General features: G+C 70.4%; 22 protein-coding genes. 8 read left to right on the forward strand and 14 right to left on the reverse strand.

Going from position 1 to position 24572, the window contains the following annotated elements; translation table 11 throughout:
- Nucleotides 1-197: 197 nt before the first annotated feature.
- A complete protein-coding gene (locus ACQPZQ_RS42665; protein ID WP_433290147.1) occupies nucleotides 198-1067 on the forward strand; it encodes an alpha/beta fold hydrolase in 870 nt (289 codons plus the stop codon).
- A gap of 80 nt (nucleotides 1068-1147) precedes the next feature.
- Nucleotides 1148-1663: a pyridoxamine 5'-phosphate oxidase family protein gene (locus tag ACQPZQ_RS42670; RefSeq protein WP_433290148.1), complete on the forward strand. Its 516-nt coding sequence runs from the start codon at nucleotides 1148-1150 to the stop codon at nucleotides 1661-1663.
- A gap of 1762 nt (nucleotides 1664-3425) precedes the next feature.
- Here ACQPZQ_RS42670 and ACQPZQ_RS42675 read toward each other — a convergent pair.
- Both ACQPZQ_RS42675 and ACQPZQ_RS42680 read right to left on the reverse strand, forming a co-directional pair.
- On the reverse strand, nucleotides 3426-4493 hold the full coding sequence (locus ACQPZQ_RS42675; RefSeq protein WP_433290149.1) for an NAD(P)H-dependent flavin oxidoreductase: 1068 nt from the start codon (nucleotides 4491-4493) through the stop codon (nucleotides 3426-3428).
- 27 nt (nucleotides 4494-4520) lie between these two features.
- Nucleotides 4521-5561 carry an NAD(P)H-dependent flavin oxidoreductase gene (locus ACQPZQ_RS42680; RefSeq protein ID WP_433290150.1) on the reverse strand — a complete coding sequence of 347 codons (1041 nt, stop codon included), beginning with the start codon at nucleotides 5559-5561 and terminating at the stop codon, nucleotides 4521-4523.
- 277 nt (nucleotides 5562-5838) lie between these two features.
- On the opposite strand from ACQPZQ_RS42680, the gene ACQPZQ_RS42685 reads away from it, so the two are divergent.
- Nucleotides 5839-6807: a phosphotriesterase family protein gene (locus tag ACQPZQ_RS42685; protein ID WP_433290151.1), complete on the forward strand. Its 969-nt coding sequence runs from the start codon at nucleotides 5839-5841 to the stop codon at nucleotides 6805-6807.
- A 95-nt stretch (nucleotides 6808-6902) separates the two neighbouring features.
- Complete coding sequence (locus ACQPZQ_RS42690; RefSeq protein WP_433290152.1) at nucleotides 6903-7775, forward strand: TetR/AcrR family transcriptional regulator; 873 nt, start codon at nucleotides 6903-6905, stop codon at nucleotides 7773-7775.
- A 20-nt stretch (nucleotides 7776-7795) separates the two neighbouring features.
- Here the strand turns inward: ACQPZQ_RS42690 and ACQPZQ_RS42695 are convergent, their stop codons facing one another.
- The 3 genes from ACQPZQ_RS42695 to ACQPZQ_RS42705 form a co-directional block, all read right to left on the reverse strand.
- A complete protein-coding gene (locus ACQPZQ_RS42695) occupies nucleotides 7796-8410 on the reverse strand; it encodes a TetR/AcrR family transcriptional regulator (RefSeq protein WP_433290153.1) in 615 nt (204 codons plus the stop codon).
- Nucleotides 8411-8450: 40 nt separating this feature from the next.
- Nucleotides 8451-9245 carry an alpha/beta fold hydrolase gene (locus ACQPZQ_RS42700; RefSeq protein WP_433290154.1) on the reverse strand — a complete coding sequence of 265 codons (795 nt, stop codon included), beginning with the start codon at nucleotides 9243-9245 and terminating at the stop codon, nucleotides 8451-8453.
- 142 nt (nucleotides 9246-9387) lie between these two features.
- Entirely contained in the window at nucleotides 9388-9963 is a 576-nt protein-coding gene (locus tag ACQPZQ_RS42705; RefSeq protein WP_433290155.1) for a type VII secretion system-associated protein, read from the reverse strand.
- A 297-nt stretch (nucleotides 9964-10260) separates the two neighbouring features.
- Here ACQPZQ_RS42705 and ACQPZQ_RS42710 point away from each other — a divergent pair, with 297 nt between their 5' ends.
- Complete coding sequence (locus ACQPZQ_RS42710) at nucleotides 10261-11373, forward strand: MalY/PatB family protein (protein WP_433290156.1); 1113 nt, start codon at nucleotides 10261-10263, stop codon at nucleotides 11371-11373.
- A 59-nt stretch (nucleotides 11374-11432) separates the two neighbouring features.
- Here ACQPZQ_RS42710 and ACQPZQ_RS42715 read toward each other — a convergent pair whose 3' ends face one another.
- From ACQPZQ_RS42715 to ACQPZQ_RS42740, 6 genes are all read right to left on the reverse strand, one after another.
- Nucleotides 11433-12107 (reverse strand): fasciclin domain-containing protein, encoded by a 675-nt coding sequence (locus tag ACQPZQ_RS42715; protein ID WP_433290157.1) that lies wholly within the window; start codon nucleotides 12105-12107, stop codon nucleotides 11433-11435.
- Between the two features lie 111 nt (nucleotides 12108-12218).
- Nucleotides 12219-13799 (reverse strand): molybdopterin-dependent oxidoreductase, encoded by a 1581-nt coding sequence (locus ACQPZQ_RS42720; protein ID WP_433290158.1) that lies wholly within the window; start codon nucleotides 13797-13799, stop codon nucleotides 12219-12221.
- Nucleotides 13800-13851: 52 nt separating this feature from the next.
- Complete coding sequence (locus ACQPZQ_RS42725) at nucleotides 13852-14655, reverse strand: anti-sigma factor domain-containing protein (RefSeq protein WP_433290159.1); 804 nt, start codon at nucleotides 14653-14655, stop codon at nucleotides 13852-13854.
- Nucleotides 14656-14690: 35 nt separating this feature from the next.
- Nucleotides 14691-15362, reverse strand: a complete 672-nt coding sequence (locus tag ACQPZQ_RS42730) for an RNA polymerase sigma factor (protein ID WP_433290160.1) — start codon at nucleotides 15360-15362, stop codon at nucleotides 14691-14693.
- A gap of 180 nt (nucleotides 15363-15542) precedes the next feature.
- Nucleotides 15543-17276: a peroxidase family protein gene (locus ACQPZQ_RS42735; protein ID WP_433290161.1), complete on the reverse strand. Its 1734-nt coding sequence runs from the start codon at nucleotides 17274-17276 to the stop codon at nucleotides 15543-15545.
- Nucleotides 17277-17422: 146 nt separating this feature from the next.
- The gene (locus tag ACQPZQ_RS42740) at nucleotides 17423-18046 is read right to left on the reverse strand and encodes a TetR family transcriptional regulator (RefSeq protein ID WP_433290162.1); all 624 of its coding nucleotides are present in this window, start codon (nucleotides 18044-18046) and stop codon (nucleotides 17423-17425) included.
- A 95-nt stretch (nucleotides 18047-18141) separates the two neighbouring features.
- Between ACQPZQ_RS42740 and ACQPZQ_RS42745 the strand changes: the two genes are divergently transcribed.
- The 3 genes from ACQPZQ_RS42745 to ACQPZQ_RS42755 are packed head-to-tail and all read left to right on the forward strand — an operon-like array spanning nucleotide 18142 to nucleotide 21261.
- Complete coding sequence (locus ACQPZQ_RS42745) at nucleotides 18142-19401, forward strand: acyl-CoA dehydrogenase family protein (protein ID WP_433290163.1); 1260 nt, start codon at nucleotides 18142-18144, stop codon at nucleotides 19399-19401.
- The gene (locus ACQPZQ_RS42750; RefSeq protein WP_433290164.1) at nucleotides 19398-19940 is read left to right on the forward strand and encodes an adenylyltransferase/cytidyltransferase family protein; all 543 of its coding nucleotides are present in this window, start codon (nucleotides 19398-19400) and stop codon (nucleotides 19938-19940) included. The genes ACQPZQ_RS42745 and ACQPZQ_RS42750 overlap by 4 nt, the downstream gene beginning before the upstream one ends.
- Nucleotides 19930-21261 (forward strand): alkaline phosphatase family protein, encoded by a 1332-nt coding sequence (locus tag ACQPZQ_RS42755; protein WP_433290165.1) that lies wholly within the window; start codon nucleotides 19930-19932, stop codon nucleotides 21259-21261. Before ACQPZQ_RS42750 ends, ACQPZQ_RS42755 begins: the two co-directional genes overlap by 11 nt.
- Before the next feature lie 24 nt (nucleotides 21262-21285).
- Here ACQPZQ_RS42755 and ACQPZQ_RS42760 read toward each other — a convergent pair whose 3' ends face one another.
- Genes ACQPZQ_RS42760 through ACQPZQ_RS42770 form a run of 3 tightly spaced genes read right to left on the reverse strand, consistent with a single transcriptional unit; the run spans nucleotide 21286 to nucleotide 24402 of the window.
- Nucleotides 21286-22200 carry a cation diffusion facilitator family transporter gene (locus tag ACQPZQ_RS42760; RefSeq protein WP_433290166.1) on the reverse strand — a complete coding sequence of 305 codons (915 nt, stop codon included), beginning with the start codon at nucleotides 22198-22200 and terminating at the stop codon, nucleotides 21286-21288.
- 48 nt (nucleotides 22201-22248) lie between these two features.
- The gene (locus tag ACQPZQ_RS42765) at nucleotides 22249-23034 is read right to left on the reverse strand and encodes an isocitrate lyase/PEP mutase family protein (protein WP_433290167.1); all 786 of its coding nucleotides are present in this window, start codon (nucleotides 23032-23034) and stop codon (nucleotides 22249-22251) included.
- A 27-nt stretch (nucleotides 23035-23061) separates the two neighbouring features.
- Entirely contained in the window at nucleotides 23062-24402 is a 1341-nt protein-coding gene (locus ACQPZQ_RS42770) for a LytTR family transcriptional regulator DNA-binding domain-containing protein (RefSeq protein ID WP_433290168.1), read from the reverse strand.
- Nucleotides 24403-24572 lie beyond the last annotated feature (170 nt).

Genomic DNA, 24572 nt, shown 5'->3' on the forward strand with positions numbered 1-24572 from the left:
GGCTACCGACCGTCGCAGCGGAGGCCATCCGCAGGTATCGGCGCTGCTCCTGGCGCCCCTGCCGGTCCGCTCCGCCATCGCTGACGCATCCATGCCGCGGAGCGCGTCGATTCTCCGCATATTCCGTGCCGGCGGCGGACGTGAATGCACATAGGCTTGCTCCGCAGCTGCCGGCGGCAATTCACACGGGGGGACCGATGACCGGAGAGCGCGATCCGCACGAATTCGAGGCCGCCCGGATCGGGCTGAGCGGGGCCACGTTGAACGTCATCGATGTGGGGACAGGGCCCGCCGTGCTGCTCCTGCACGGCTTTCCCGACCGGGCGACGATGTGGCGGTACCAGATCCGTGCGCTCGTCGACGCCGGCCACCGGGTCATCGCGCCCGACCTGCGCGGGTTCGGCGACAGCGACCGTCCTGCCGACCCCGCGGCCTACTCCCTCACCGCCCTCACGACCGACGTCACCGACCTACTCGATCACTGCGGCGTCGACCATGTCTCCATCGCGGCCCACGACTGGGGCGCGCCGATCGGCTGGGGCCTCGCCGCCACCGCACCCGACCGCGTCCGCCACCTCGCCGCGCTCTCGGTCGGGCATCCGGAGGCCTTCATGAGCGCCGGGCTCGAACAGAAACAGCTCTCCTGGTACATGCTGTGGTTCCAGTTCCAGGCAGCCGAGGAGCAACTGCCGCTCGACGACTGGGCGATGTTCCGCCGCTGGATCCACGGCGGGATCCCCCGCGGCCAGGACCCGGACGTCGACCGCCAGCTCGCCGACCTCGAACGCCCCGGCGCGCTCGTCGCGGGGTTGAACTGGTACCGCGCCAACATGCCGCCGGTGGTGTTCGCCCAGGACTCCTTCGGCGTCGACCTGCCGCCGATCACCTGTCCCGTGCTCGCCATCCACGGCGAGCACGATCCGGCGCTCGGTGAGCGTCAGATCATCGAGTCGAAGAAGTACGTGACCGGGCCCTGGCGCTACGTCAAGCTCCCCGACGTCGGCCACTTCTTTCCCGTCACCGCCAAGGAGCGCGTCAACGAACTGCTCACCGAGTTCTTCACCTGACGAACCGTGGGCGATGAGAACCACCGCCCGGCACGGTCTCCATCTCGGGAAGCACCAGCAACACGAGATGAGGAGCAAGGATGCAGCGCACCGAACCGGACACCACCATCGATCACCGCTACGGCGATCCCGGAGCCACGGCCACCCCATGGGCAGGTGCCCAGGAGCAGTTCGCCGCGGCGGAAGTGGCCTGGTTGTCCACGGTGCGACCGGACGGCCGCCCCCACGTCACCCCGTTGCTGAGCGTCTGGCTCGACGGCGCCCCGCACATCTGCACAGGTGAGGACGAACGCAAGGCACACAATCTCGCCTCCAACCCCCACGTCGTCCTCACCACCGGAGCCAACGCCCTGCACGGCGGACTGGACCTGGTGGTCGAAGGCCGGGCCGAGCGGGTGACGGACCCGCACCGGCTGCAGGCCCTCGCCGACGCGTGGGAGAAGAAGTACGGCAGCGAGTGGCACTTCGACGTCCGCGAAGGCGGCTTCGCCGGCGGCAACGGCCTGGCCCTGGTGTACCGGATCGAGCCGACCACCGCGTTCGGCTTCGGCAAGGCCCCGTACAGCCAGACCAGGTGGAGCTTTCCCGAAGCGTGAGACGAACAGGCCCAGCGCGCCAAGATCACGACGAGACCGGGCTACGCGCCCCTGCAAGGGCGCACATCGTGACCTCGGATAGATCACGGTCCCGCCGAGCCAGCCGAGCACCCAAGATCCGAGAACGATGATCGCGACGAGATCCGCCGATCGGCCCTCGACAGGGCGAAAACCCTGATCTCACAACGATCAACACACCAAGATCACCACGAGTTCGGGTTATGCGCCCTCGAGGGGCGAAATCCCAGATCCCCGAACGATCATGGGCAGCCGAGCCAGCGAGCCACCGGCCCAGGGTCCGAGCGCGTTGATCGCCACGAGATCCGCCGATCCGCCCTCGACAGGGCCGAAACTCTGATCTCGCAACGACCACCTACGCCAAGATCGCCACGAGGTCCGCCAACGCGCCCTCGCAAGGGCAAGAACCAGGATCTCGCAACGATCATGCGCCCGCCTAGCCAGCCCATCGGAACGGGGTCTCCGAGCGCGATGATCGCCACGAGGCCGGCCGACCCGCCCGCCACAGGGCGACAACCCGGATCTGGGCACGATCAACGCGGCCAGATCACCGTCGAGATCCGCCGATCCGCCCTCGCCGGGGCGAACACCCTGCTCCCGGAACGATCATGCGCCCGCCTAGCCAGCCCATCGGAACGGGGTCTCCGAGCGCGATGATCGCCACGAGGCCGGCCGACCCGCCCGCCACAGGGCGAATGCCCGGACCTGGGCACGATCAGCGCGCCCAAGATCGCGATGAGATCCGCCGACGCGCCCTCGCAAGGGCAACAACCCGGATCTCGCAACGATCATGGGCCGCCGAGCCAGCCGCCGGAACCAGGGTCCGAGCGCGATGATCGCCACGAGATCCGCCAATCCGCCCCCACAAGGGCGACAACCCGGATCTGGCACGATCAACGCGTCCAAGATCACCGCGAGATCCGCCAATCTGCCTTCGCCGGGGCGAAACCCCAGACCTCGCAACGATCATGCCCCCGCCTGGCCGCCCGTCGGAGCCCGCCACCCCCCGGCCCGATGGCCGCCACGAGATCCGTCGATCCGCCCTCGTAAGAGCGCGAACCCGGATCTGGCGCGATCACCGCGGCCAAGATCGCCACGAGATCCGCCGGTCCGCCCTCGTAAGGGCGAGAACCCGGATCTCGGAACCATCACGTGCTAATCCTGACCCGCCCGTCGGAGCCGGAGTCTCCCTGCGCGAAGATCGCTGCGAGATCGGCCGATCCGCCCTCCACGGGGCGGAAACTCGAACCTCGGAACGATCACCGCGACCAAGATCGCCGTGAGATCGGGCTCCGCGCCCTCCCGAGGGCGAATCCGCGAACCTCGAAACGATCATGAAGGTGCCGGGCAGGCCCGTCCGAACGCGTACCTCCCAGCGATGATCGCCACGAGATCGGCCGACCCGCCCTCACCGCGGCGAATAGCCACCCTGTGAACGTTCATGTGGCTGCCTGGCAGGCCCGTCGGAACCCGCCGCCTTCCGGCGCGATGATCGCCACGAGATCGGCCGATCCGCCCTCCACGGGGCGGAAACTCGAACCTCGGAACGATCACCGCAACCAAGATCGCCGTGAGATCGGGCTGCGCGCCATCCCAGGGGCAGAAACCCGGGTCTCGGAACGATCATGGGTCGCTGGCCGGCCGGCGGAATCAGGACCCCCGCGATGATCTCCGTGAGATCGGGCTGTCCGCCCTCCCCAGGGCGCAAACTCTGATCTCGGAACGATCATCGGCGGCTGGGCCGTCAGGCGAGCAGGTCGGACGCCTCCCGCCACATGCGGCTGACCACCGCCGCGGCGGGTTCCTCGGTCGCCAGGGCGGCGCTCTGGCCGGCCCAGAGGTTGGCGCGGTCCAGGCCGTCCGGGGTGCCCCGTCGCCACTGGCCGACCAGTCGCAGTTGGTCCGGGAACGGGGCGGGGCGGGGGGCTCCGGGTTCGGTCCACGCCCTGAGGTACGGGGTGGGTGCCGCGCGCGCCACGCGCCCCGTGTAGGCGCGGGTGGTCATGGTGGCCTCCGGGGCCAGGCCGTCCAGGGCGGCGGACCATTCCTTGCTGATCTTCGTCTCGGGGCAGCGCAGGAACGCGGTGCCCACCTGCACCGCGCTCGCGCCCAGCGCCAGGGCTGCTGCGAGGCCGCGTCCGTCGGCCACGCCACCAGTCGCGATGATCGGGACGCGCAGGTGGTCGGCGAACCAGGGAAGAAGGGCGAACAGCCCGACGTCGGTCCGCTCAGCGGCGTCCTGGTCGAAGGCGCCGCGGTGGCCGCCGGCCTCCATACCCTGCGCAACCACGGCATCCGCACCGGCTTCCTGGGCCGCGAGCGCGTCCTCCAGGGTGGTGGCGCAGGCGAACCAGGCGATGCCTTGCTCGTGCAGCCTGCGGACGTAGCCCGGTTCGAACAAGCCCATGATCGAGGAGATCACCGTGGGGCGCGCGGCCAGCATGGCTTCGCACTGCTCCTCGAACACCGGCGGCACGGGCCCCGCGGCCTCTCCGGGCGTGCCGAACCGGCCGAGGAACTCGCGGGCCTGCTCGACTCTGCGTTCGCGCTCGGCGGGGTCACCGGTAGGCGGGTCCGGGATCCAGACGTTCAGCTGGAAGGCACCGGAGGACCCCGAGCGGAACTGCTCCACCCAGTCGGCGATGCCCGCCGGGGAGTCCTGCAGCACGCCGCGGGCGCCCATGCCGCCGGCCTCGGCCACTCCGATGGCCAGCGCCGGTGGGGACGATCCCGCCATCGGCGCCTGCAGGATCGGCACCTGCAGCCCGAACCGTTCGCAGAACCTCTGCGCCCGCTCTCGCGCGTCGGCCACGTTCTCCTCCTCCACCGAAGGTCCCGCTCAGCTCGCCGAGAGCAGGCGGTGTGCCTCGCTCATCATGGTGGTGACGACCTGTCCAGCGGGTGGGACGTCGCGGATGAGGCTGACGCCCTCACCCGCCGGGTACGCCATCTCGTCCCAGTCACCAGTGGTGTCCGCGATAGGCGGGATGGCGCTGAACTTGGGCATGTCGTAGGGCAGCCGCGCGCTGTGCGGGAACAGGACGGTGTGCCCGATGACGGTGGTGGGCGGCGGGTCGGGAAGGCGATCCTCGCGGCCGGCCCACTCGGCGGCCGTGCGCGTGGGGAGCACGCGGTAGCACTGCCCGGGCCATTCGGGCCCGAAGGCGATGGTCATCACGGGCGGCCCGGCGGCGTCGACGAGGCGTCGCTTGTACTCCGGGTGGGCGTGGCTCTCGGCCGACGCGACGAGCCTGGTTCCGACCCACACGCCGTCTGCGCCTGCCCGCAGCGCAGCGGCGGCACCCGCCCCGTCGGCGATTCCGCCCGCCGCGAGCAGCAGCCGCTCGGGGAACCGCGTGCGGATCCCGGCGAGCAGCTCGTGCAGCGGCACGACCCCTCGGGCGTGACCCCCGGCTTCCACGCCCTGCGCCACCAGTCCCTCGACGCCGAGCCCGGCCGCCGCGGTGGCGAGCTCCATCGAGGACACCTGCATCCAGACGCGCACGCCCGCGCCGGTGAGCCTGCGCACCCAGGCGGCCGGCGGAGGATCGTGGTGGAACACCACCAGCGGCACGCCGAGCTCAGCGCACGCGTCGATGTGCCCGTCGGTGCAGGCCGGACCCAGGCCGGTCTCGGCACAGATCAGGTCCACGCCCCACGGCCGGTCGGTCAGCTCACGCAGCTCCGCGACCATCACCGGCAGGCTGGGCGGCGGGTCGGGGCTGGCGCCGATGACACCGAGGCCTCCGGCGTTGCTCACTGCCGCAGCCAGCGGCGGGTAGCCCACGAAGGCCATGCCGGCGCCCACGAACGGGTGCCGGAGCCCGTACTCCCGGGTCAGCGGCGTCGTGATGGTCGATTCATCGCAGCTCCAGCGCATGGTCGCGCTCCCCTCCTGCGCGGCGGCATCCGACAATTCCAGGACCGGGTACGTACGGATACGGAATAGAAGCCCGTTATCCAGATCAGTGCTCCGACCTGCACGTTCTCCACCCGATCATGCGCGTGCCGGGTCGTCAACAGCCGGTCGGATTATCGGCGGTGAAACCCCGATAACCAGCCAGAAGAACCGTTCGCCCGAAATCCACCAGATCTGAATCCGACGTCAATCTCGGTTATGATTCTGACGGCAGCTGGACGACGATGGAGGCGGGCTGGTGGGACAGGTGGAGACGGTTCGAGGGCCGGTCGAGGCCGGCGATCTCGGCACCGTGCTGATGCACGAGCACGTGTTCGTGCTCAACGAGGAGATGCGACGCAACTACCCCGACTGGTGGGACGAGGAGCAGGGCATCGCAGACGCCGTCACGCGGCTGACGACGCTGAAGGACCGCGGGGTGAGCACCATCGTCGACCCCACCGTGGTCGGCCTCGGGCGTGACATCGCGCGGATCGCCCGCGTCAACGAGCAGGTTGACATCAACATCGTCGCCGCCACCGGGCTCTACACCCTCGGCGACATCCCACCGTTCCTGCTGTTCCAAGGCCCGGGCACGCTCCTGGGCGGCGAGGAGTTGCTGGTCGACCTGTTCGTCAGGGACATCACCACGGGCATCGCGGGCACCGGGATCAAGGCGGCGTTCCTCAAATGTGCCATCGAGGCCGAGCTCACCCCCGGCGTCGAGCGCGTGATGACGGCGGTCGCGGAGACGCACAAACGCACCGGGGTGTCGATCACGGTGCACACCAGCGCAGGCCACCGCACCGGGCTGGTCGCGCAGGAGGTGCTGCGCCGCGAGGGCGTCGACCTCGAGCGGGTCGTGCTCGGCCACAGCGGTGACACGGCCGACCTCGACTACCTGCACGAGCTCATCGACAACGGCTCGTACGTGGGGATGGATCGCTTCGGGCTCGACTTCCTGCTGCCGGGCGACGAGCGGGTGGCGACCGTCGCCGCACTCGCCGCTGATGGGCTCGCCGACCGTGTGGTGCTGTCCCACGACGCGTCGTGCCACATCGACTGGTTCCCGGCCGGTTTCAAGGAGCAGGCCGCCCCGGACTGGAACTACACCCACATCGTCGACGACGTCCTGCCCGCGCTCCGCAAGGCGGGGGTGACCGAGGAGCAGTTGACCACGATGCTGGTGGACAACCCCCGCCGCATCCTGGAGCAGAACGCTTCTTGACTACCCGCCCGGTACGTTCGGCCGGTGGATCCACAACCGAACGCCGCTGCCGCCGCAGAGGGGTGCGGCGACACAACGCGTGAAGACGTGCCGGCGTGACCGGGCGAACCGTTCCACGGGGACGCACGAGGCAGCAGGCGGCGCTCGACCGCGTGGCCGAAGAACTGTTCCGCACGCGTGGCTACACCGACACCCACATCGCGAACCTCGCGCGCGAGGCCGGGGTGTCGGTGTCCACCTTCTACGCCCACTTCGGGTCGAAGGAACAGGCGTACCGGGAGGTCATGGGCGCGGAGCCGCCGGCGCAGGACGACGGGGAGGCAGGCAAGGCCCTGAGTGCGCGGGCCCGACGCACCCGAGCCTCCCTCGTCACGGCGGCCCGCACGTGCTTCGAGCGGGAGAGCTACCACCACGTGCGTGTCAGCGACATCGCAGAGCAGGCGGGCACCGCGGTCGGCTCGTTCTACACCTATTTCTCCTCGAAGCAGGACGTGTTCACCGCGGTGATGCGGGAGATGATCGCGGACCTGCCGCAGGTGCCGGATCCCCCCGCCGACCGGCCGCGGGTCTCCCCGCAGGCCCGGCGGGAGCACGCCGCAGGGCGGATCCGGCAGGCGATCGCGCACTACTTCGACGGGCACAAGCAGTTCGCGACGCTGACGATGCGCGCGGACGAGGCGATGTCGGTGCACCCCGAACTGATGCCGCTGCGCCTGGCCGCCCACCAGGCGTCGGCCGAACGCATCACGCGGAGCCTTCGACGGTGGCAGGAAGCGGGGATCGTCGACCCCCGGCTCGATCCCGGCCATGCCGGTGACGCCCTCGCGGCGATGGTCGGTCACGCGACGCGCGTGTGGCTCACCTACGGCCAGGAGCACGATCGCAGCACCGCGATCGACACCCTGACGCGCCTGTGGATCAACGGGATCGGCCTCACGGTCGATCGGACACCGGACGAACACACGTAACCGCGGGCGTCGCGGGAAGTTCAGGTCGTGGCGAGGTCGGCACCGAGGGCGCGCAGGCGGGCGATGCCGGTGTCCAGCGCGGCTTCGAGGTGCGTGCTCTGCCCGGTGGACAGCATGATCGTCACCCCACCCTGGATCCCGGCCAGCAGCGCGGCCGCGGCCTGGTCGACGTCGAGCGAGGCCGGGATCTCACCCTGCTCCTGCATCGCGCGGATGCCGGCGGCGAGCGCGGCCTGCCACGTGACGAGGAGGTGCTGGGTCACTGCCCTCGCGCCGGGTGTGGCCCGCCCGACCTCCAGGAACAGCGCGCCGAGAGGGCACGTGTCCGCCTGCGCGCGGTACCGCTCGAGCACGAGATCACGCCAGCGGTACCACGCCGACCACGACGTCAGGCAGCCGAGATCGGGCTGCTGGTCGTCGAGCACCCGGTTCGCCTCGTACTCGGCGACGGCGAGGAGCAGCTGGTCGCGACCGTCCGGGAAGTAGTGGAACAGCTGCCCCTTGCTGGTGCCGGTGCGCAGACGGATGTCGTCGAGGGTGGTGGTGGCCACCCCTTTCTCTCGCAGCACCTCGGCCGCACCCTCGATGATGCGGGCTCGCGTGGCCGCTCCCTTGCGTGTCAGCGCTCCGTCCACCACGTCTCCCTCTGTCGTAGGGCCACCACCCATACTCGCGCTACCCGGCTCGTGCGGTCGGCCACCAATCCAGGATGGCCGCGCTCACTTCCTCGGCGCGTTCGATCTGTACCCAGTGGCCGGCTCCCGGCAGGACGACGGTCCGAGAGGCGGGGTGCTGGAAGGTCGTCTCCTCGTACGCCGCGCTGGCGGCGTTCTTGTGGATGACCAGCACGGGGCCGGTGCGCCGGGAGAGGTAGCGGTCGGACTCCGGCCGGAACGCGATGGGGGCGTGGTCCCAGAGCGCCGCGAAACCTGCCTGGATCATCGCCGACGACACCGACTCCACTCGGCGGAGCACCAAGGTGCGCAGCCAGTCGGGCGTCTGGTCGGTGAAGCTGACCTGGCTGAAGAACGACTTCACGACCTCCTGGGGGTGCTCCCCGGCCAGTCGCTCCCGCATCCCCTCGGTACCCGCTCGAGCGCCCTCCCCGGCCGCGTACGGCGCGTCCAGGGCGACGACCCCGAGCAGGCGCTCCGGGCGCTCCGCCGCCATCGAGGAGACGATCGCCCCACCGAGCGAATGCCCGACGACCAGAGCGGGCTCGCCTGCGACGTGCTCGATGACCGCCGTCAGATCATCGAGTTGGCGATCCATGCCGTACGCGTCGGCCGGAGCCGACTTACCGAAACCTCGGAGGTCGTACGCGATGACACGGAAATGCTTCTCCAACAACGGAATGAGCCACGAGTAGTCGGTCGAGTCAGCGGTCCAGCCGTGCACGAGCACCACCGGCGTTCCGCTGCCGGTGACCGTGTAGAAGAGCGTCGAGTCACCGGTCTCGAGATAGGACATGCAGAGTTTCCCCTTTTCCGGATGTGTGCCCGAGGGGCCGTGCGGCCGGCGGCCGCGACCAGATGATCAGCTTAATGACCATCCAGGTTCATCCCCGGCTTCGTGCTCAAGCTCTCTCGCCTCACGTCCGGTCCGACGCACGTCACAACCGGTCGAGGCCCGTGCCGGCAACACGCAGTTCCATGGCGCTCCCCGGGTCGAGCACGAGGTAGCAGTCGCCGAGCAGGGGCGCGATCTCTCGCACCTGCAGTCGTTCCCAATGCCGCCAGACCACAACGTCGGGGAGGTAGAGCTCCGAGGTGAACGCGTGCACGACACCGTGGCCCAGGCCGTCGTCGAGCACGATCAGGCCGTCCCGGCTCGGGGTGAACGGGGTGAAGACCGTTGCATCCCGCAGGGCTGCCCGAACCTCACGGGCGCCGCCGTGTCCGGTGACCGCTTTCTGCATGGCTTCCTCCAGCACATTGGCGGGAGCCGCGAATCCCAATGCCACCGGGGATGGGCGGTAGCGGGGGTTGGGGATGAACTCTTCGGCGATCTCGCCGTTCTCGTCCACCCGGTACGCACCGACCACGGCCCACTCAGGCACATCGTCGACATCCTGATATGCGGGATCCACTGAATAGACCCAAGATCCCGGGTTCTGCCGGGCACGCTCTCGCAACTCGGGGGTGACCGGCGGAGGATTGTCCGCTGACGCTGCCATCGCCGCCTCCATTCATCTCTTCGACGCCGGCGATACGAGCGCCGCGACTGCGAGTACGCCGGACTCGCATCGGAAACGGATCGTGGTGCGGATGCGGTTCAGCGCGGAGCGGGCGGACGTCAGCGGAACGCGTGTTCGCCCCGTCGGTATCGGGGATCCGCCGTGTCCCTTGCCTGCGGGTGAGCAGCAGGAGGTGAACTCGGACACCCGGCCGCCGGGGACGCACACCCTGCGGACAACCCGCGCATTTCGTCGCGACCGGCTTCTCGACCCCGAGTTCAGCACCCCATTTATGGCAGCATCGCCCGGGTGTTCCTCGAACTGCCGATGCTCCAGCGCCGCCGAAGCTCGAAGTGGGTCGAGTACCCGTCCGACGTCCTGCCCGCCTTCGTCGCGGAGATGGACGTCTCGCTCGCACCTCCCATCCGCGATGCTCTGCTCGAGGCGATCGAGATCGGCGACCTCGGCTACGCCGAGCCGGGAGGCGTGTTCGAGTCCTTTGCCGGATTCGCCAAGCGGCGCTTCGGCTGGTCGCCCGATGCCGGGCGTATGCGGGTGGTGCCCGATGTGATGACCGGTGTCGTGGAGGTGCTGCGAGTGCTCACGGCCCCGGGCGACGGCGTCGTGATCACCCCGCCGGTCTACCCGCCGTTCTTCGTCGACATCCGGGAGGCCGGCCGCCGGATCGTGGAGGTGCCACTGGCCGACGGCGAGCTCGATCTCGACGGGCTCGAGCGCGCGTTCGTCGCCGGCGCCAAGGCCTTCCTGCTCTGCAACCCCCACAATCCGACCGGCCGTGTGCTCGAGCGCGAGCGGCTCGAAGCGGTCGCCGCGCTGGCCGAACGCCACGGCGTGCTCGTGCTCTCGGACGAGATCCACGGCCCGCTCACCCTGCCGGGCGCGCGGCACACGCCGTTCGCGTCGCTCGGCGACTCCCGCTCGGTGATGTTCACCTCGGCCTCGAAGGCGTTCAACACGGCGGGGCTGAAATGCGCCCTCGCCATCGCCGGCTCCGACGAGGTCGACGCCGAGCTCGACCGGTTGCCCGAGGAGCTTCAGTACCGCGCGGGCCTGCTCGGCGTCATCGCGTCGGAAGTCGCGTTCGATCAGGGTGACGACTGGCTCGACCAGATCATCGACGAGGTGAGCGGCAGGCATCGCCTCCTCACGACCCTGCTGGCCGAGCACCTGCCCTCTGTCGGCTACCGGGAGCCCCAGGCCGGTTACCTGGCATGGCTGGACTGCCGGGCGCTCGATCTCGGCGACGACCCCGCGGCCGCATTTCTCTCCAGGGGTCGTGTCGCGCTCGAACCCGGCCCGGGCTTCGGCACGCCCGGCCGCGGCTTCGCGCGGCTGAACGTCGGCACGTCGGAGACGCTGCTCACCGAGGCCGTCCGGCGGATGGCCGCAGCCGTCGCCTGACGCACCTCGCGAACGGCCGGAGACCTGGGGCGCTGGGCGCCCCGGGCCCGGCAGCAGGGTCAGCCGGCCGGCATGAGCACCTTGTCGATCACGAACACGGTGGCGTTCGAGGTCGGGATGTTGCCGCACAGCACGTTCGCGGTGTTTCCCTGGCCGTCGGTGACGGTCGGCGCGGCGGCGGTGCCACCGATCGTGACGTCGCCACCTGCGAGTTCGGTGACCTTCCCGGCCTCGACCAGGCCTTCGGCGTCGTAGCGCTTCGGGACGACGTGGTAGGACAGCAGGCCGCCGAGCTGCTGCTGGTCGGCCAGCAGCGCGCTGAACGCCTCGTCGCCCATGGCCGACTTGGCCTCGTCGAACGCCCCGTTGTACGGAGCGAACACTGTGATGCCCTTCTGCGAGTTCAGGGTGTCGGCGAGCCCGGGCACCGCCTTGACCGCGGTGACCAGGGTGGTCAGCAGCGGGTTGGTGCTTGCCGCGCTGGCCACCGGCTGCGGGCCCATGTTGTTCAGCGAGCCGGGCGCGTCACCCTGCGGGAGCTTGCCGCAGGCCGGACCGAACACATCGGCGTTGGTGGTGACGCCGTCGGCCGCCGCAGGAGCGGCGCTCATCGGCGCGGGAGGGGCGGCCATCGCGCCGCCGGCAGCCGGCTGCTCAGAGCCGCCGCAAGCCGCCAGAGCCACGGCCAGAGCGGCCAGAATTCCGACGGCAGCGAATCGCTGGGTCTTTCGCACGGTTTCCTCCTCGAACTCGACCCGGTGTATCCGGGCTCGTCGAGCATTCGATCCGTGGGCGGTTCCGGTTCGCCGGCGGAGATAACTTTCTGACGACGGGAATACGGTCGCCTAGGCCACGGTGAAAATGGTGGCCGGCCATCCGGATGCGCCGTCCGGGATCGGGTCGGCGCGCATCTCGGTCTGGGTGTTTCCGTTCCGATCGGTGGCTCGCGTCTGCACGGTGTGGCTACCGGGCGCCAGTTCGAATTCGGCGCGCCACATTCGCCAGGTTCGGGGGTTCACCTCGTCCGCGAGACCGGCTTCCTTCCAGGGGCCTCCGTCCATGCGCACCTCCACCCGGCTGATTCCGGTGGGCTGGGACCAGGCGATTCCGGCGACGGTGACCCGTCCCGCTGGGACCGTCGCGAAGCCGCGTGGGACGTCGATGCGGCACTGGGTTTTGATCGGCGCCTTCTGCGCCCAGCCGCGCTCCAGCCAGTAGCCGGATTCGGCGCCGAAAGTGGTGAGCTCGAGATCGGTCAGCCACTTCGTGGCCGAGACGTAGCCGTAGAGGCCGGGCACAACCATGCGGACCGGGAATCCGTGCTCGGGTGGGAGCGCCTCGCCGTTCATGCCCACCGCGAGCAGCGCGCCGCGCCCCTCCTCGAGAACGACGTCCGTGGGGGTGCCGGTGTACCAACCGTCGACGCTCGTCGCGAATACCTGGTCCGCCCCGGGCCGGACGCCTGCATCGAGCAGCACGCGGCGCAGGTCGACCCCGATGAAGTTCGCCGTGGAGACGAGTTCGCCGCCGACCGGGTTGGACACGCAGGTCATGGTGATCGTGCGTTCCACGAGCGGACGGGCGAGCAGGTCGTCGAAGGTGAGCGTGAGCTCGTTCTCGACCATGCCGTGGATCCGCAGCGCCCAGTCCTCGGCCCGCTGTGCCGGGATCCGCAGTGCGACGTCGATCCGGTAGAAGTCCCGGTTCGGCGTCAGGAAGGTCGGGGTGCCCAGCTCGGGGAACGCCGATCCGGGCGGGATGGCAGGGGCCCGCTCGGCAAGGCGCAGTCGCGCGAGACGCTCGGTCACCCTCCGCCGGGAGTCCTCCACACCGCGCCCGAGGAACTGTCCCGCCCCGGCGGAAGCGAGCGATGCGACGGCCACCGCCGCCGACGTCCCGACCAGCACGGCCCGCCGCGACACCTGGCCCGGACCGGGCTCCTGAGCCGTCCCGGAGTAGGTGCGCCGCGCGAGCGCGTGGAGCACTCCGAACACCGTGACACCCACCACGAGCGCCACGCACGGAGCCACCAGATCCCGCGGGGTGAACGCCGGAGCGAGGATCGCCGCCCCCAATCCGAGCAGTCCGAGCACGACCACCACAGAGACACCGGGTGCCGCTCGCCTGCGGGCGAGCAGGCCCGTGAGGACGGCGAGGATCGCCAGCACGACCGCCATCCCACCGAGAAGCACCGGCTTGTCGGCGGTGCCGAACGTCGTCTTGGCGAACTCGGTGAGGGGCTGCGGGGAGAACCGGATGACCGTGTCACCCACGGCCAGGAACGGCGAGGACGACGGCGAGATCAGGGCCGCCACGAGATGCCCGGAGGCGAGCGCCGCACCGACGGCCAGTCCGCCGATCATTCCGGCCACGACCCGCGGAATGCCCGAGGTCGACGGAGGAGCCGGGTACGTGGATACGCTCATGCAACGACGTTCGAACGCCGCGCCGGACCGGTTCGCCCGATCCCGCCGCTGGTCAGGTCTGCACCGCTCCGCTGGCCACGACCGTGGTGGGCGTGGCGGGCAGGGAGCGACCGGGCTCCAGCGAGATCGCGTAGCTGGAGAACTCCGGGCCCGCGGTCACTGCGCCGACGTCGTGAACGCCCGCTCCCGGGGCGAGCACGTCGAACGCGCCCAGCGGGCGCGGGTCACCGGCTCCCAGGCCCCAGACGACGTATGTGGTGTCGGCGCGGTTGTTCGGCGGCAGACCGGCGGTCACCACGGTCCGTTCCGAGGGGCTGACGAGCACGGCCGCGACCGCCTCCCCCGTGCTCGTGCTGAGCGTCGCGCGGCTGGTGCCGGGCCTCTGGAGCTGGCCGACGAGGCCGTCCAGCGTCTGCGGCTGCGCGATCTGAACATCCCGCTGCTGTCCCTGCATGTTGTGCGCGACCAGGCCGCCGGCGGTGCCGAGCACCGCCACCACCGCAACGGCCGCGGCGACGAGACGCCGGCGCGAGCCCATCCACCAGCGCGCGCTGCCGCGGGGAGCCGGCCGGACGACCGCGCCCGCGGCTGCGGCGCCCCCGGAGTCGGGTTCCTCCGCGACGGAGGTCTCCACGGGGCGAGCCTGAGGGGTCTCGGCGGCCGCGGCGAGGATGTTCTCGCGTAGCCGGGCCGGAGGGTCGACAGGCTCCACGGACGCTCCCAGCTCCCCCATGACGAGCTCGGTCTCCCGCACCATGTCCCGGCAGGAGCGGCAGCCCGGGAGGTGGGTCCGCATGGCCTGCTCCTCGTCGGGTTCGAGCGCCTGCAGCGCCCAGGCAACCGCCTGATCGTTCATCGGACAGGACCTCGGCTCGTCAGAGCCCGGGGCGTTCATCTGGCACCACCAGGAAGATCGGCGGAGACGTCTCCCAGCACGGGACCGAGGGCGCTGCGCAACCGCTGTACCCCGTTGAACATCCGCGACTTCACCGTGCCCAGCGGGACGCCCGTGATCGCGGCGACCTCTCGCTGCGTGTATCCGCCGAAGTAGGCCAGGGCGAGTGCCTGGCGCTGGTCGGGTGGTAGCGCGCTCAGCGCGTCCCGGACATGGCCCGCCTCGACGGCACGCAGCGCACCGTGGTCCGCACCCGGACCTGTGTCGGCGGGTCGCTCCTTGCCCTCCTCGGCAGCAGGCACGGTCCGCCGCCGGATCGCCGCTTCGCGCCGGACCACGTCGACCGATTTGTGGTGCACGACAGCAAGGATCCACGTGCCGAAGCTGCCGCGGCGGGGGTCGTAGCGCCGCGGCTCCCGCCAGAAGGCGAGAAACACCTCCTGCACCACCTCCTCGGCCAGCCCGTCGTCCACGCACACACGGCGGGCAAGGGAGTAGGCGCGCCGACAGTAGCGGTCGTAGAGCGCGGCCAGCCCGGACTCGGCGCCGTCCACCACGGACCGCACGAGCTCCTCGTCGGACCTGCCGGCGGCATCACCGACGGCAGGCACGTCCCCGCCGGGACCGTTCCGGTCGGGCGCGCGCGGTGTGTCGGCGACATCTGCCACCCGCGGGATCCTCACACCATTCGTTCGCAGCGGCACGTCGATCGGTTCGATCCGCCTGGAAAAATTTCTCGACGCCCTCCCGGCCGACGCCGGCCGTCGTCACCCGGAGCATTCCGAGACGCACGTGCGGGAGGGAGGCGCACCGCACTCCTCCCGCCCGCACGCGCTACGGGTCCTCGTCTACGTGTGCATTCCGGCGAACCGCAGGAACGTGATGATCGAGTCGACCACGTCTGTATCGGCCGGGCCGGTCGTCACTCCCTGGGTGGGATCCCAGTTCTGGTTGACGAACGAGGTCGGGTCGGCGCGCAGCTGACCGAGGATCGTCTCGGCCACGATCCGGCTGCCCACCGGTCCGAGTCGATCACCCTGCTCCAGGACCTCCGCCTCCTTGAGCACGTAGAACCAGAGCGGCGTTTCCTCGATGAACCCGCCGTCGACCAGTGCGTCGTGAAGCGGCGAGGGCGGCGGCGTGTCCTTGATCAGCTCCTGCTCGCTCAGCGGCTCGACGCCGAGCGTGCGGGCCACGGCCTGCCCCGTGGGGATGGCCAACCGGTAGCCGCGCAGGAGATTGCGGACCGCCAACCGCTTCAGGATTCGCTTGATCCGATCAGAGGTCTGTCCCTCCCCCTCGTTGAGGAGATCAGCCAGCGGCGGCGCGAGGTGGGTGTCGATCTTGCGCGCGCAGCGCACTGGCACCGCCTCGTCCGTGCCATCCGGCCGTAGCTCGAACCCGGTGAGGCGCTCGAACTGTGCCGGCCAGTTGTCCGGCAGCGTCGGAGCATCATCGGCGAATCCGCCGCCGCCGGTGAAGAGGAACAACAGCTCGAAGGGCGACGACGGCGCGCGCAAAACGCCGTTCTCGGGGACGCCGAAGTTGATGTTCCAGTCATACGCGGCGCGGACCATGCTGTGGCCGAATCGGTACGCGGCGACCGAGAACTCCAGCGGCATGAAGACCTCGTCCTGCGGCGTGTTCGTGGACAGCGCCAACCGTGGCTCGATGCGGCCGTTCAGCAGGTCGTCCACGACCTCGGGCTGCGCGATCCTCTTCAGGAAGTCGTGCACCGTGATCCACTGGTAATGCCATTCCACCAGCTGGCGGGCCCGCTCGAAGCTCCCGTCGCCGGTGACGTGGCTGGTCGGGTTCGCCGCGAACCAGTCGAGAACCGCGTTGTGGAACTTCAGGAAGCCCAGGTGAAGCTGCGCGACGATGAGGTTCTCGTCGTTGCGGCCGTCCCCGATCTGCGCCTTCTTGTCGACCCGTGGGAGATCGGCGCCGGGCAGCACCGCCTGCCCGGGGAGCGAGGCCGGGGTCAACGGGCCGATGACCAGGCGATGTCCTGTGTAGGGAACCTGATCCTGCTGCCCCGACGAAGCCGGCCCGTGCCCGTACACGGAGTCCAGGTTGAGCCGGGGCTGGCGCAGGTTGCGCAGGTCCCGCATCACCTTCTCGGGCCGGAGCGGCTCGAAGGGCACCTCGGTGATGCTGATGTCCTCGTCGCGGTCGGTATTCGCCGTCAGGTCGTGGTCGACGAACTGACCCCAGTACGTGTAGATCGGCGGGATGTCCGAGTCCCCGCCGGTCGGGTCGCCGGGCTGCTCCGCCATGGCCGTGCCCAAAGCCTTCAACGAGGCCACCACGCCTGCAGAGGGCTCGACCGGCAGGTGCGCAGCGGGGTAGACGCCGCGCAGCTTGTCGAACATGTAGCCGAAGGGGGTGCTCGTCGCCCGCACCCGCGCCCAGCGCATCGAGTCGTCCGGGTCGCGGTTCGGGTCCACCTTGTTCACGTCGTCGCCGGCCACGTGGCCGCCGTGACTCAGGTTGGTCAGGACGCGAGGCAGGTGTAGTGGTTGCTCAGCGGGTACGGGTTCGTTGACGTCCTCACGGGGCAGTTCCGGAGCCTGGGTCAAGGCTGTCTCCAAGTCGCGAGTGGTGTCGTCTTCGCGCTCTTAGGACGGTTTCGTCCGTATTGGTGATACGTCCATATCGGTGATACACGGAGGTCGACCACGGCCCGTCGCCCTCGAACTGCTCGACGAATGGGTCTCCGGCGCGCTCAGGAGGTGAGGCTTTCGGCGAGCTGTACGAGGTGGCGCCGCATCAGCTCGCGGGCGTCGAGCCGGAACAGGTCCAGCCGACGGGTGTGGGCGAGCAGGAGCAGCCCCGAGGCGTGGGCGAACACGTCGGCGGTTGCGGCGGTCGCGCGGTCGGTGTCGGCGCTCAGCTCGCCCGCGGCCTGCCGAACGGGATCGAGGGTGGCGAGCAGCGCGGCGTTGAGTCCGCGGTTGAGGTCGTCGGAGAGCCCGCGTGGCGCGATGCCGCCGCCGAGAAGGTAGAAGCCCAGGTCGAGGTCACGGGGGTGGGCGTCGTAGAAGTCGAAGAACGCGAGGCCCGCGGCGGCGAAGCGGCTTCGGGCATCGTCGGCGGATGCGGCGGCGGCCTCGGTGGCCGCACGGAGCCTCGTCAGCGACTCGCCGAGCGCGGCGGCGTAGATGTGTTCCTTGCTGGGGAAATAGGCGTAGATCGCACCGGGCACGTAACCGGCTTCCTTGGCGATCGCGCGCATGCTGGCGCCGCGCAGGCCGGCGGTCGTGAAGACGCGCAGGGCTGCCTCGAGGATGATCGCCCGCTTCGCCTCGACGACCGCGCCGCGGCGGTCGGCACGTGTGGTCTCCGCCATGGCTCCCCTTCCGTATCGGCTGCGGCGAAGCTAGCGTGCGAATAGCGTTCAGAACAATGAACATCGTTCACAGTCCGGTAAAGGAGATCGTTTCGATGACGCGGAGCGGCAACGCCGTCATCACCCCGGGCCAGCGGGTTGCGGATTACACCGCACGGTTCGGCCGCTTCCTCGACGATGACGTCGCGCCGCTCGAGGAGGAGCTCGCCCGCCAGGACGTCGGTTCGGCCTGGCAACCCCGCCTCGACGAGGCCGGTCGGATGCATCCCCTGGTGTGGGAGGCGCGGCGCGAGGTGCAGCGCCGAGCGGGCAAGGCCGGCCTCTATGCGCCGCACACCAGCGCCGAGGTCGGTGGCGGCGGCTTCTCGCGCGTCGAGATGCACCACGTCGAGGAGTTCGTCTACCGCCGTGCCGGGCTCGGCCTCGGGCTGGCGGGGCTGGCCTGGACCGAGGGGCCGAACCCCGCCGTGGAGCACTGTTCGCCGCAGGCCCGGGAGCAGTACCTGGACCCGCTGATCGCCGGCGAGATCACCGTGGCGTTCGCCAACACCGAACCGGACGTCGGATCCGACGTGCTCGCCATGTCGACCCACGCCCGACCCGACGGCAGCGACTGGATCCTGAACGGGCACAAGGCCTGGATCACCAACGCGCACTTCGCCGACGTCCTCCAGGTCGTCGCCGTGACGGAGCCGGGCGCCGGCACCCGGTCGCTCTCGATGTTCCTGGTCGATGCCGACGCGCCGGGCGTCCGTCGCGGATCCGACATCCCCACGATGCTGGGCGACGGACTGACCGGTGAGCTGGAGTTCACCGACGTCCGGATTCCGGCGGAGAACGTCGTCGGCGAGATCGGCGACGGGTTCGGGCTGGCGATGATGTGGATCAACTGGCGGAGGCTCTGCCGCGGCGGGATGTGTGCGGGCTGGGGCAACTGGCTGCTCGAACGGTCGCTGCGCTACGCCCGCGACCGGCGCTCCGGCGGCCGGCCCATCGGCGAGCTGCAGGCCGTGCAGCACCTGCTCGCGAACATGGACGCCGACATCTACCAGGCGCGGTCCACGTCGCTCGTCGCCCAGGCGGAGCTCGATGAGATGGGCCCGTTCGCGATGCCATTGCATCGGGACGCGCCCCGGCTGATCAGCCTGGTCAAGGTGATCAACGACGAGGCGTTCTTCCGGGTCGCCGACAACGCCGTCCAGGTCCGCGGGGCCACCGGGCTGCTGCAGGGCTCGCCCGAGGAGAAGCTCTTCCGCGTCGCACGCAACCTCCGCATCCCGGCCGGCACGGTCGAGATCCAACGCAACGCCATCGCCAGAGGGCTGCTGCGGGCGCGGGCCGAGGAGCCGCGTTGACGGCCCTGGTGTGTGTCACCGGCCGGTTCCAGCCGGTGCACCGCCAGCATCTCGAGCTCTTCGAGATCGCGCTCCGCGATGCCGATCATCTGGTCGTAGCGGTCACCAACCCCGACCTCGGGGCACGGCACGAGGAGGCCACGTCGCAGCACCGCCACCGCGCGTCGGCCAACCCGTTCACCTACTTCGAGCGGGCGTGGCTGCTCGCCGTCGCGCTCGCGGAGCGTGACCTCACCGGCCGGTCGACCGTCGTTCCCTTCGACCTGACCAGGCCCCAGCATTGGCACGAGTACGTGCCGCAGGCGGCCCGCCAGGTCGTGCGCGCCTACAGCGACTGGGAGCGGCACAAGGCACGCCTGCTCGCCGACGGCGGCTACGAGGTCCAGCTCCTCGACGGCGACCCGGCCGGGCACGTGTCGGCCTCGGAGATCCGGAGGCGGTTCGCCGCAGGCGAGGCGTGGGAGGAGCTCGTGGCGACTTCTTCCGTCCCCCTGCTGCGTGAGCTGCTCGCAGCGCACGGAGCCCGCGATGACCACTGAGCCGAAGGTGCTCGACGACCGGTTGCCCATCGTGCTCGTCGTTCTCGACGGCCTGGGCGACCGGCCGATCCCGGAGCTCGCAGGCCGTACGCCTGCCGAAGCCGCCGCCACCCCGAACCTCGACGCGCTCGCCCGCCGCGGCGCCAGCGGGTGGCACCTCCCGTTCGGCTGGGGACGCGCGCCCACCTCGGAGCTCGCGCACTGGGCGATGTTCGGCTACTCGCCCGTCCCCTTCGTGGGCCGGGCTGTGCTGGAAGCTCTCGGTGCCGGCCTCGACGTCGAGCCGGGCGTGGCGATCACCCATGCCGCATTGCGCACGTCCCGGGCCGACGGCGACAAGCTGTGGATCACGGGACGCGCCGGACCGTCCGACGGCACGGACGCCGACGCCCTGTTGCGCGATCTCGCTCCCGTGCTCGGACGTGAGGGTGCGGCGCTGTGTCCCCTCGGCGGGCGCGGCGAGGCCGTGCTCACCCTCGCGGGTCACTCGTGCGCGGACGTGACGGACTCCGACCCGTTCTTCGAGACGTTCCACCCGTGGCTGCGGCCCGTCGCCACGAGCCCCGGCGCTGAGGCCCTCGCCCGGGACCTCACCGGCATCCTCCGCATCGCCCGCGAGCGCCTGGTCCGCAACCCCGTCAACGCCGACCGGGCCGCGCGTGGACTGCCCGCGCTCGACGTCCTCACGACGAAGTGGTCCGGCGTGCGCGGTGCCGTCCCGACGTTCATGGAACAGAACGGTGTCGCCGGCGCGGCGGTCACGAGCACCCGGCTCTACCGCGGGCTGGCGACGGTGCTCGGCATGGCGCAGCGGCACCTCGCCCCGATCGACGACCTCGCTGAGGATCTCGCGGCCCGGCTCGCGGCCGCCGACGAGCTGATCACGGCAGGCGCGCGGTTCGTCCACGTCCACACCAAGGCCACAGACGGGGCGGGACACACGAAGCTCCCCCACGCCAAGCGGGACGTCCTCGATGCCGTCGACCGCGGCCTCGCCGGACTGGCCCCGCTCGCCGAGCGCGCGATCGTGGCCGTGACCGGGGACCACGCCACCCCCTCGACCCACTCGCTGCTGCACGCAGGCGAGCCGACACCGCTGGTCGTGGCCGGGCCGACGGTCCGCGCCGACGGCGTCACCGAGTTCGGGGAGGAGCCGGCCAGGCAGGGCTGGTACGGGGTGGTCCGAGCCGACGAGCTGCTGGCCCTGCTACTGGGTCACGCGAACCGTCCCGTGCTGCTCGGCCACCGCATCACCCGCCGCCCCGTCGTCGCGCTCGCGGACGATCCGGAGCCGATGCGTCTCGGGGACGCCGGGCGGTGACTGCCGCGGTGATTACAGCGATGACTAAAGGGCCCACCTGCGGTCGGCCGTGAACCCGACCGACATCGACGTCAGGTGGTCGAACTCTTCGAAGCGTGCCTCCAGATCCGCACGCACGTCGTCGAACTGGTGCACCGTCTGCGCGGTCGAGTCGTCGTCGACCACGAACTCGACCGCCACGTCCAGCCGTCCGCCGACCTTCGACGCCCGGACGAACGACTCCGCGAACCGGTAGGTGCGCTCGACCTCGCTCACGGCGGCCGCGATGCGAGCCTGCAAGTGCGGGGCAGGCGACATCGTCAGCAGCTCCCGGAACCCCGAGACGACGAGCTTGGCCGGCACGGGGAGGAAGGCCGCGGAGACCAGCGCGACCATGGCGGGGTCGACGTAGCGCGCCAGGTCGGAGCGCCCGGTCTGCTCCAACACAAGAGCGACGACGAACCCCGCGAGCACGGCCACGCTGAGCAGCGTGTCGCCCACCCACTCGGCAGCCTCCGCGCGGACGAGGTCGGATCCGCCTGCCCGGGCGCGCCGCCGCAGTATCAGCGACACGACGGCGCCCGCCACGGTGGCGACGACGCCGTAGAGCAGGGCCCATCCGACGTCGATGTCCCGCCCGCCGGCAAGGATCTCCCCGACCGCACTGACGAGTGCGTAGATGCTCAGGCCCGCGAGCGCGGCCGCCTTCACCACGACCGTCAGCGGCTCCCAGGCCTCCCGTCCCCACGGATATCGCTCGTCGGGGCCCTTGCGGGCAGTGCGCAGTGCGAGCACCGCCGCCAGCGACAACCCGACACTCGCGAACGAGTACAGCCCGTCGAACACGATCAGCTGCGACCCTGTCGCCAGTCCCCACACCAGTGCGACCACGGCGAACGCGGCCGACGTCCACGTCGAGATCAGCAGCGCGCGACTGTCGGGCGAGCGGGTAGAGGCCATCGGCTCATCGTTCACAGCCGGGGGCGACTCGTCGACAGAACTGCCCGATCAGGGCACCGAGCCGGGACTCTGCTCGTAGCGGACGAGCCGCGACTGCAGGTCCTGGTACGGCGTCGCTCCAGGGATTGCGCGGCCGTCACGCACCCCTTCTGCCACCTCGACCGCTGCGTGGATCGCCGCCCGATACGGCAGCGACCCGGTGCTCACCCGGCGTACTCCCAGCGCCGCCAGCTCGTCGAGCGAGAGGCCCGGCACGACCAGCACGTTCAACGGAACCGGGATGCCGGAAGCCAGCTCGCGCAACACCGCGGGTTCGGCCGCGCCGGGGACGAAGACACCGTCGGCGCCGGCCTCGACGTAGGCGGCGGCGCGTTCGAGCGACGAGGCGACGGTCGCGTCCTGCCCGAGCCAGTAGGTGTCGACGCGAGCGTTGACGAACAGCCCGGGGCAGCGAGCCTTCACGGCCGCCACCTTCGCGGCAAAGGCGCGCGGCGCGACCAGCTTCTCGGCGGTGCTGTCCTCGATGTTGATCCCTGCCACGCCCAGTTCCGCGACGTACTCGGCGACGATCTCCGGCTCGTCGGCGTAGCCGTCCTCGATGTCCATCGTGATGTGGCAGGGCAGCCGGGACAGCTCGCGGGCAAGGCCGAGGTTCGCGTCCCTCGTCGATCGCCTGCCGTCCGGACGTCCGAGGCTCGACGCCACACCGAAGCTGGTGGTGCCGATCGCCGCGAAGCCTGCGTTGAGGAAGGCCAGCGCGGACGGCACATCCCAGGCGTTGGGCAGGACCAGGGGCCGCTCACCGTGATGGAGCTCGTGGAACGTCACGCTCATGGGACGACGGTAGAGCCGTCGGCGGCCTCAGAGGCCCAGCACGCACTTGAGACGGGCCGCGTAGCGACGTGAGACGGCGATTCCCTCCTGTTCCCCGCAGCTCATGGCGAGGGTGAGCGATCCCTTGAAGCCCGGCTCGACCTCCTTGATCCGGCTCACGTTGACGATGTAGCGGCGATGCACCCGGAGAAACGTCGACGAATCGAGCTGCCGCTCCACGTTGTCGATACCTCGCGTCGCGGCGAGCAGGCGGCCCTGATCCGTCACGAACCACACGGCATGGCTGTTCGCTTCGGCATACCGGATCTCATGCGGGGCGAGCAGGACGATCCGCGTGCCCCGCATGGCCGGGATCCGAGGTGGATAGCCCCTGGTCCGCGACGACTCGACGCGCGTCAACGGTTCACCGGCCGGGCTGTCGGTCGCCACCACGAGCACGCCCACGGGGTCGCAGGAGATGCGCACGGGCCGCAGTTCCACGGTGAAGGGCTCCTTGCCGGCAGGCGTGTACAGGTTGGCGAAACCCCGCCAGTCGGAGTTCTTCCGAGCTCGCCGAACCGCTTTCTCGACGAGCTCGGCGAGATGAGGGATCCCCGGCGACACCCGTGCGTTGGGATCGACCGCCGGGTTCGAGCACACGACGCCGAACAGCGTCGTTGCGGCCTCGTTCACCGCCACGAGCTTGCCTGCCACGTCCACCGCGAGGAGCGCTCCGGCGACACCGGACTCGGCTTCCGAGAAGGCGTCGGCGAGCCGTCGGCCGTTCCGCACGGCCTGGTCACGCAGCTCCGACTCGAAGGTGGCCGCCGTGCGCAGCAGCCATTCGGTTGCGCAGCCGGGCAGCTCGTCACCCCGGCGCGCAACGTCCAGCGCGGCGACGGGTGCGTGGCTCACGGGGTCACGTATCGCGATTGCGGCGCAGTTCCACTGATGGAGGTCGCGGCACCAGTGCTCTGCGCCCTGCACCGATGCGAGGCCGGGGCGTTCGAGCGCCGTCCCCATCCCGTTCGTGCCGCTGCAGGCTTCCGACCAGGAGAAACCGGGATCCAGAACCGTCTGTTCGTGATGGGGTCCCCAGCTCGCGAGGATGCGTCCGGCGCCGTCCGTCACGCTGACCAGGGCGGGATGCAGCTCGGACCAGCTCGCACCGGCGGCTCCGCCGAGCCTCGTGAAGAGCATGTCCTGCGCAACGGAGTGCTCGGTGCCGGCCTCTGCGGCCGGTACTGCCGCCCGGAGCGGGTCGACCTGGTGTACGTCGCGGCAGCGGTACCAGGACAGCAGGATGCCGGCCCGAACGCCGTCCACTGCGTCCTCTCCGGAGACGAACCGTTCCCACGCCGCCATGACCCTGCGCTGCTCTTCCGTCATCACGCCGCACGCGGCCGCGGTCCCTTTCGTGCCGCGAAGAGGACCGTTCGGATTCGGATGGACGCCGTCCATGCCAGGTCCCTTCTCGCGCTGCTCGCGTGCAGGCCAGAGTGACTCAGGGCACAGGCTAGCCGCGCGGGCGCCGACCCGCGCAGTGCCGCGGAGCCGGT

This window comes from Pseudonocardia sp. CA-142604 (genome assembly GCF_050948475.1).
In the GTDB taxonomy this organism is placed as follows: Bacteria; Actinomycetota; Actinomycetes; order Mycobacteriales; family Pseudonocardiaceae; genus Pseudonocardia; species Pseudonocardia alaniniphila.

Coding starts and splice junctions, on each gene's coding strand:
- ACQPZQ_RS42770 (WP_433290168.1), bottom strand. CDS start 24,402: ATGACGGAAGAGCAGCGCAGGGTCATGGCGGCGTGGGAACGGTTCGTC.
- ACQPZQ_RS42745 (WP_433290163.1), top strand. CDS start 18,142: ATGACGCGGAGCGGCAACGCCGTCATCACCCCGGGCCAGCGGGTTGCG.
- ACQPZQ_RS42740 (WP_433290162.1), bottom strand. CDS start 18,046: ATGGCGGAGACCACACGTGCCGACCGCCGCGGCGCGGTCGTCGAGGCG.
- ACQPZQ_RS42725 (WP_433290159.1), bottom strand. CDS start 14,655: ATGAACGATCAGGCGGTTGCCTGGGCGCTGCAGGCGCTCGAACCCGAC.
- ACQPZQ_RS42720 (WP_433290158.1), bottom strand. CDS start 13,799: ATGAGCGTATCCACGTACCCGGCTCCTCCGTCGACCTCGGGCATTCCG.
- ACQPZQ_RS42760 (WP_433290166.1), bottom strand. CDS start 22,200: ATGGCCTCTACCCGCTCGCCCGACAGTCGCGCGCTGCTGATCTCGACG.
- ACQPZQ_RS42665 (WP_433290147.1), top strand. CDS start 198: ATGACCGGAGAGCGCGATCCGCACGAATTCGAGGCCGCCCGGATCGGG.
- ACQPZQ_RS42670 (WP_433290148.1), top strand. CDS start 1,148: ATGCAGCGCACCGAACCGGACACCACCATCGATCACCGCTACGGCGAT.
- ACQPZQ_RS42705 (WP_433290155.1), bottom strand. CDS start 9,963: ATGGAGGCGGCGATGGCAGCGTCAGCGGACAATCCTCCGCCGGTCACC.
- ACQPZQ_RS42680 (WP_433290150.1), bottom strand. CDS start 5,561: ATGCGCTGGAGCTGCGATGAATCGACCATCACGACGCCGCTGACCCGG.
- ACQPZQ_RS42755 (WP_433290165.1), top strand. CDS start 19,930: ATGACCACTGAGCCGAAGGTGCTCGACGACCGGTTGCCCATCGTGCTC.
- ACQPZQ_RS42700 (WP_433290154.1), bottom strand. CDS start 9,245: ATGTCCTATCTCGAGACCGGTGACTCGACGCTCTTCTACACGGTCACC.
- ACQPZQ_RS42765 (WP_433290167.1), bottom strand. CDS start 23,034: ATGAGCGTGACGTTCCACGAGCTCCATCACGGTGAGCGGCCCCTGGTC.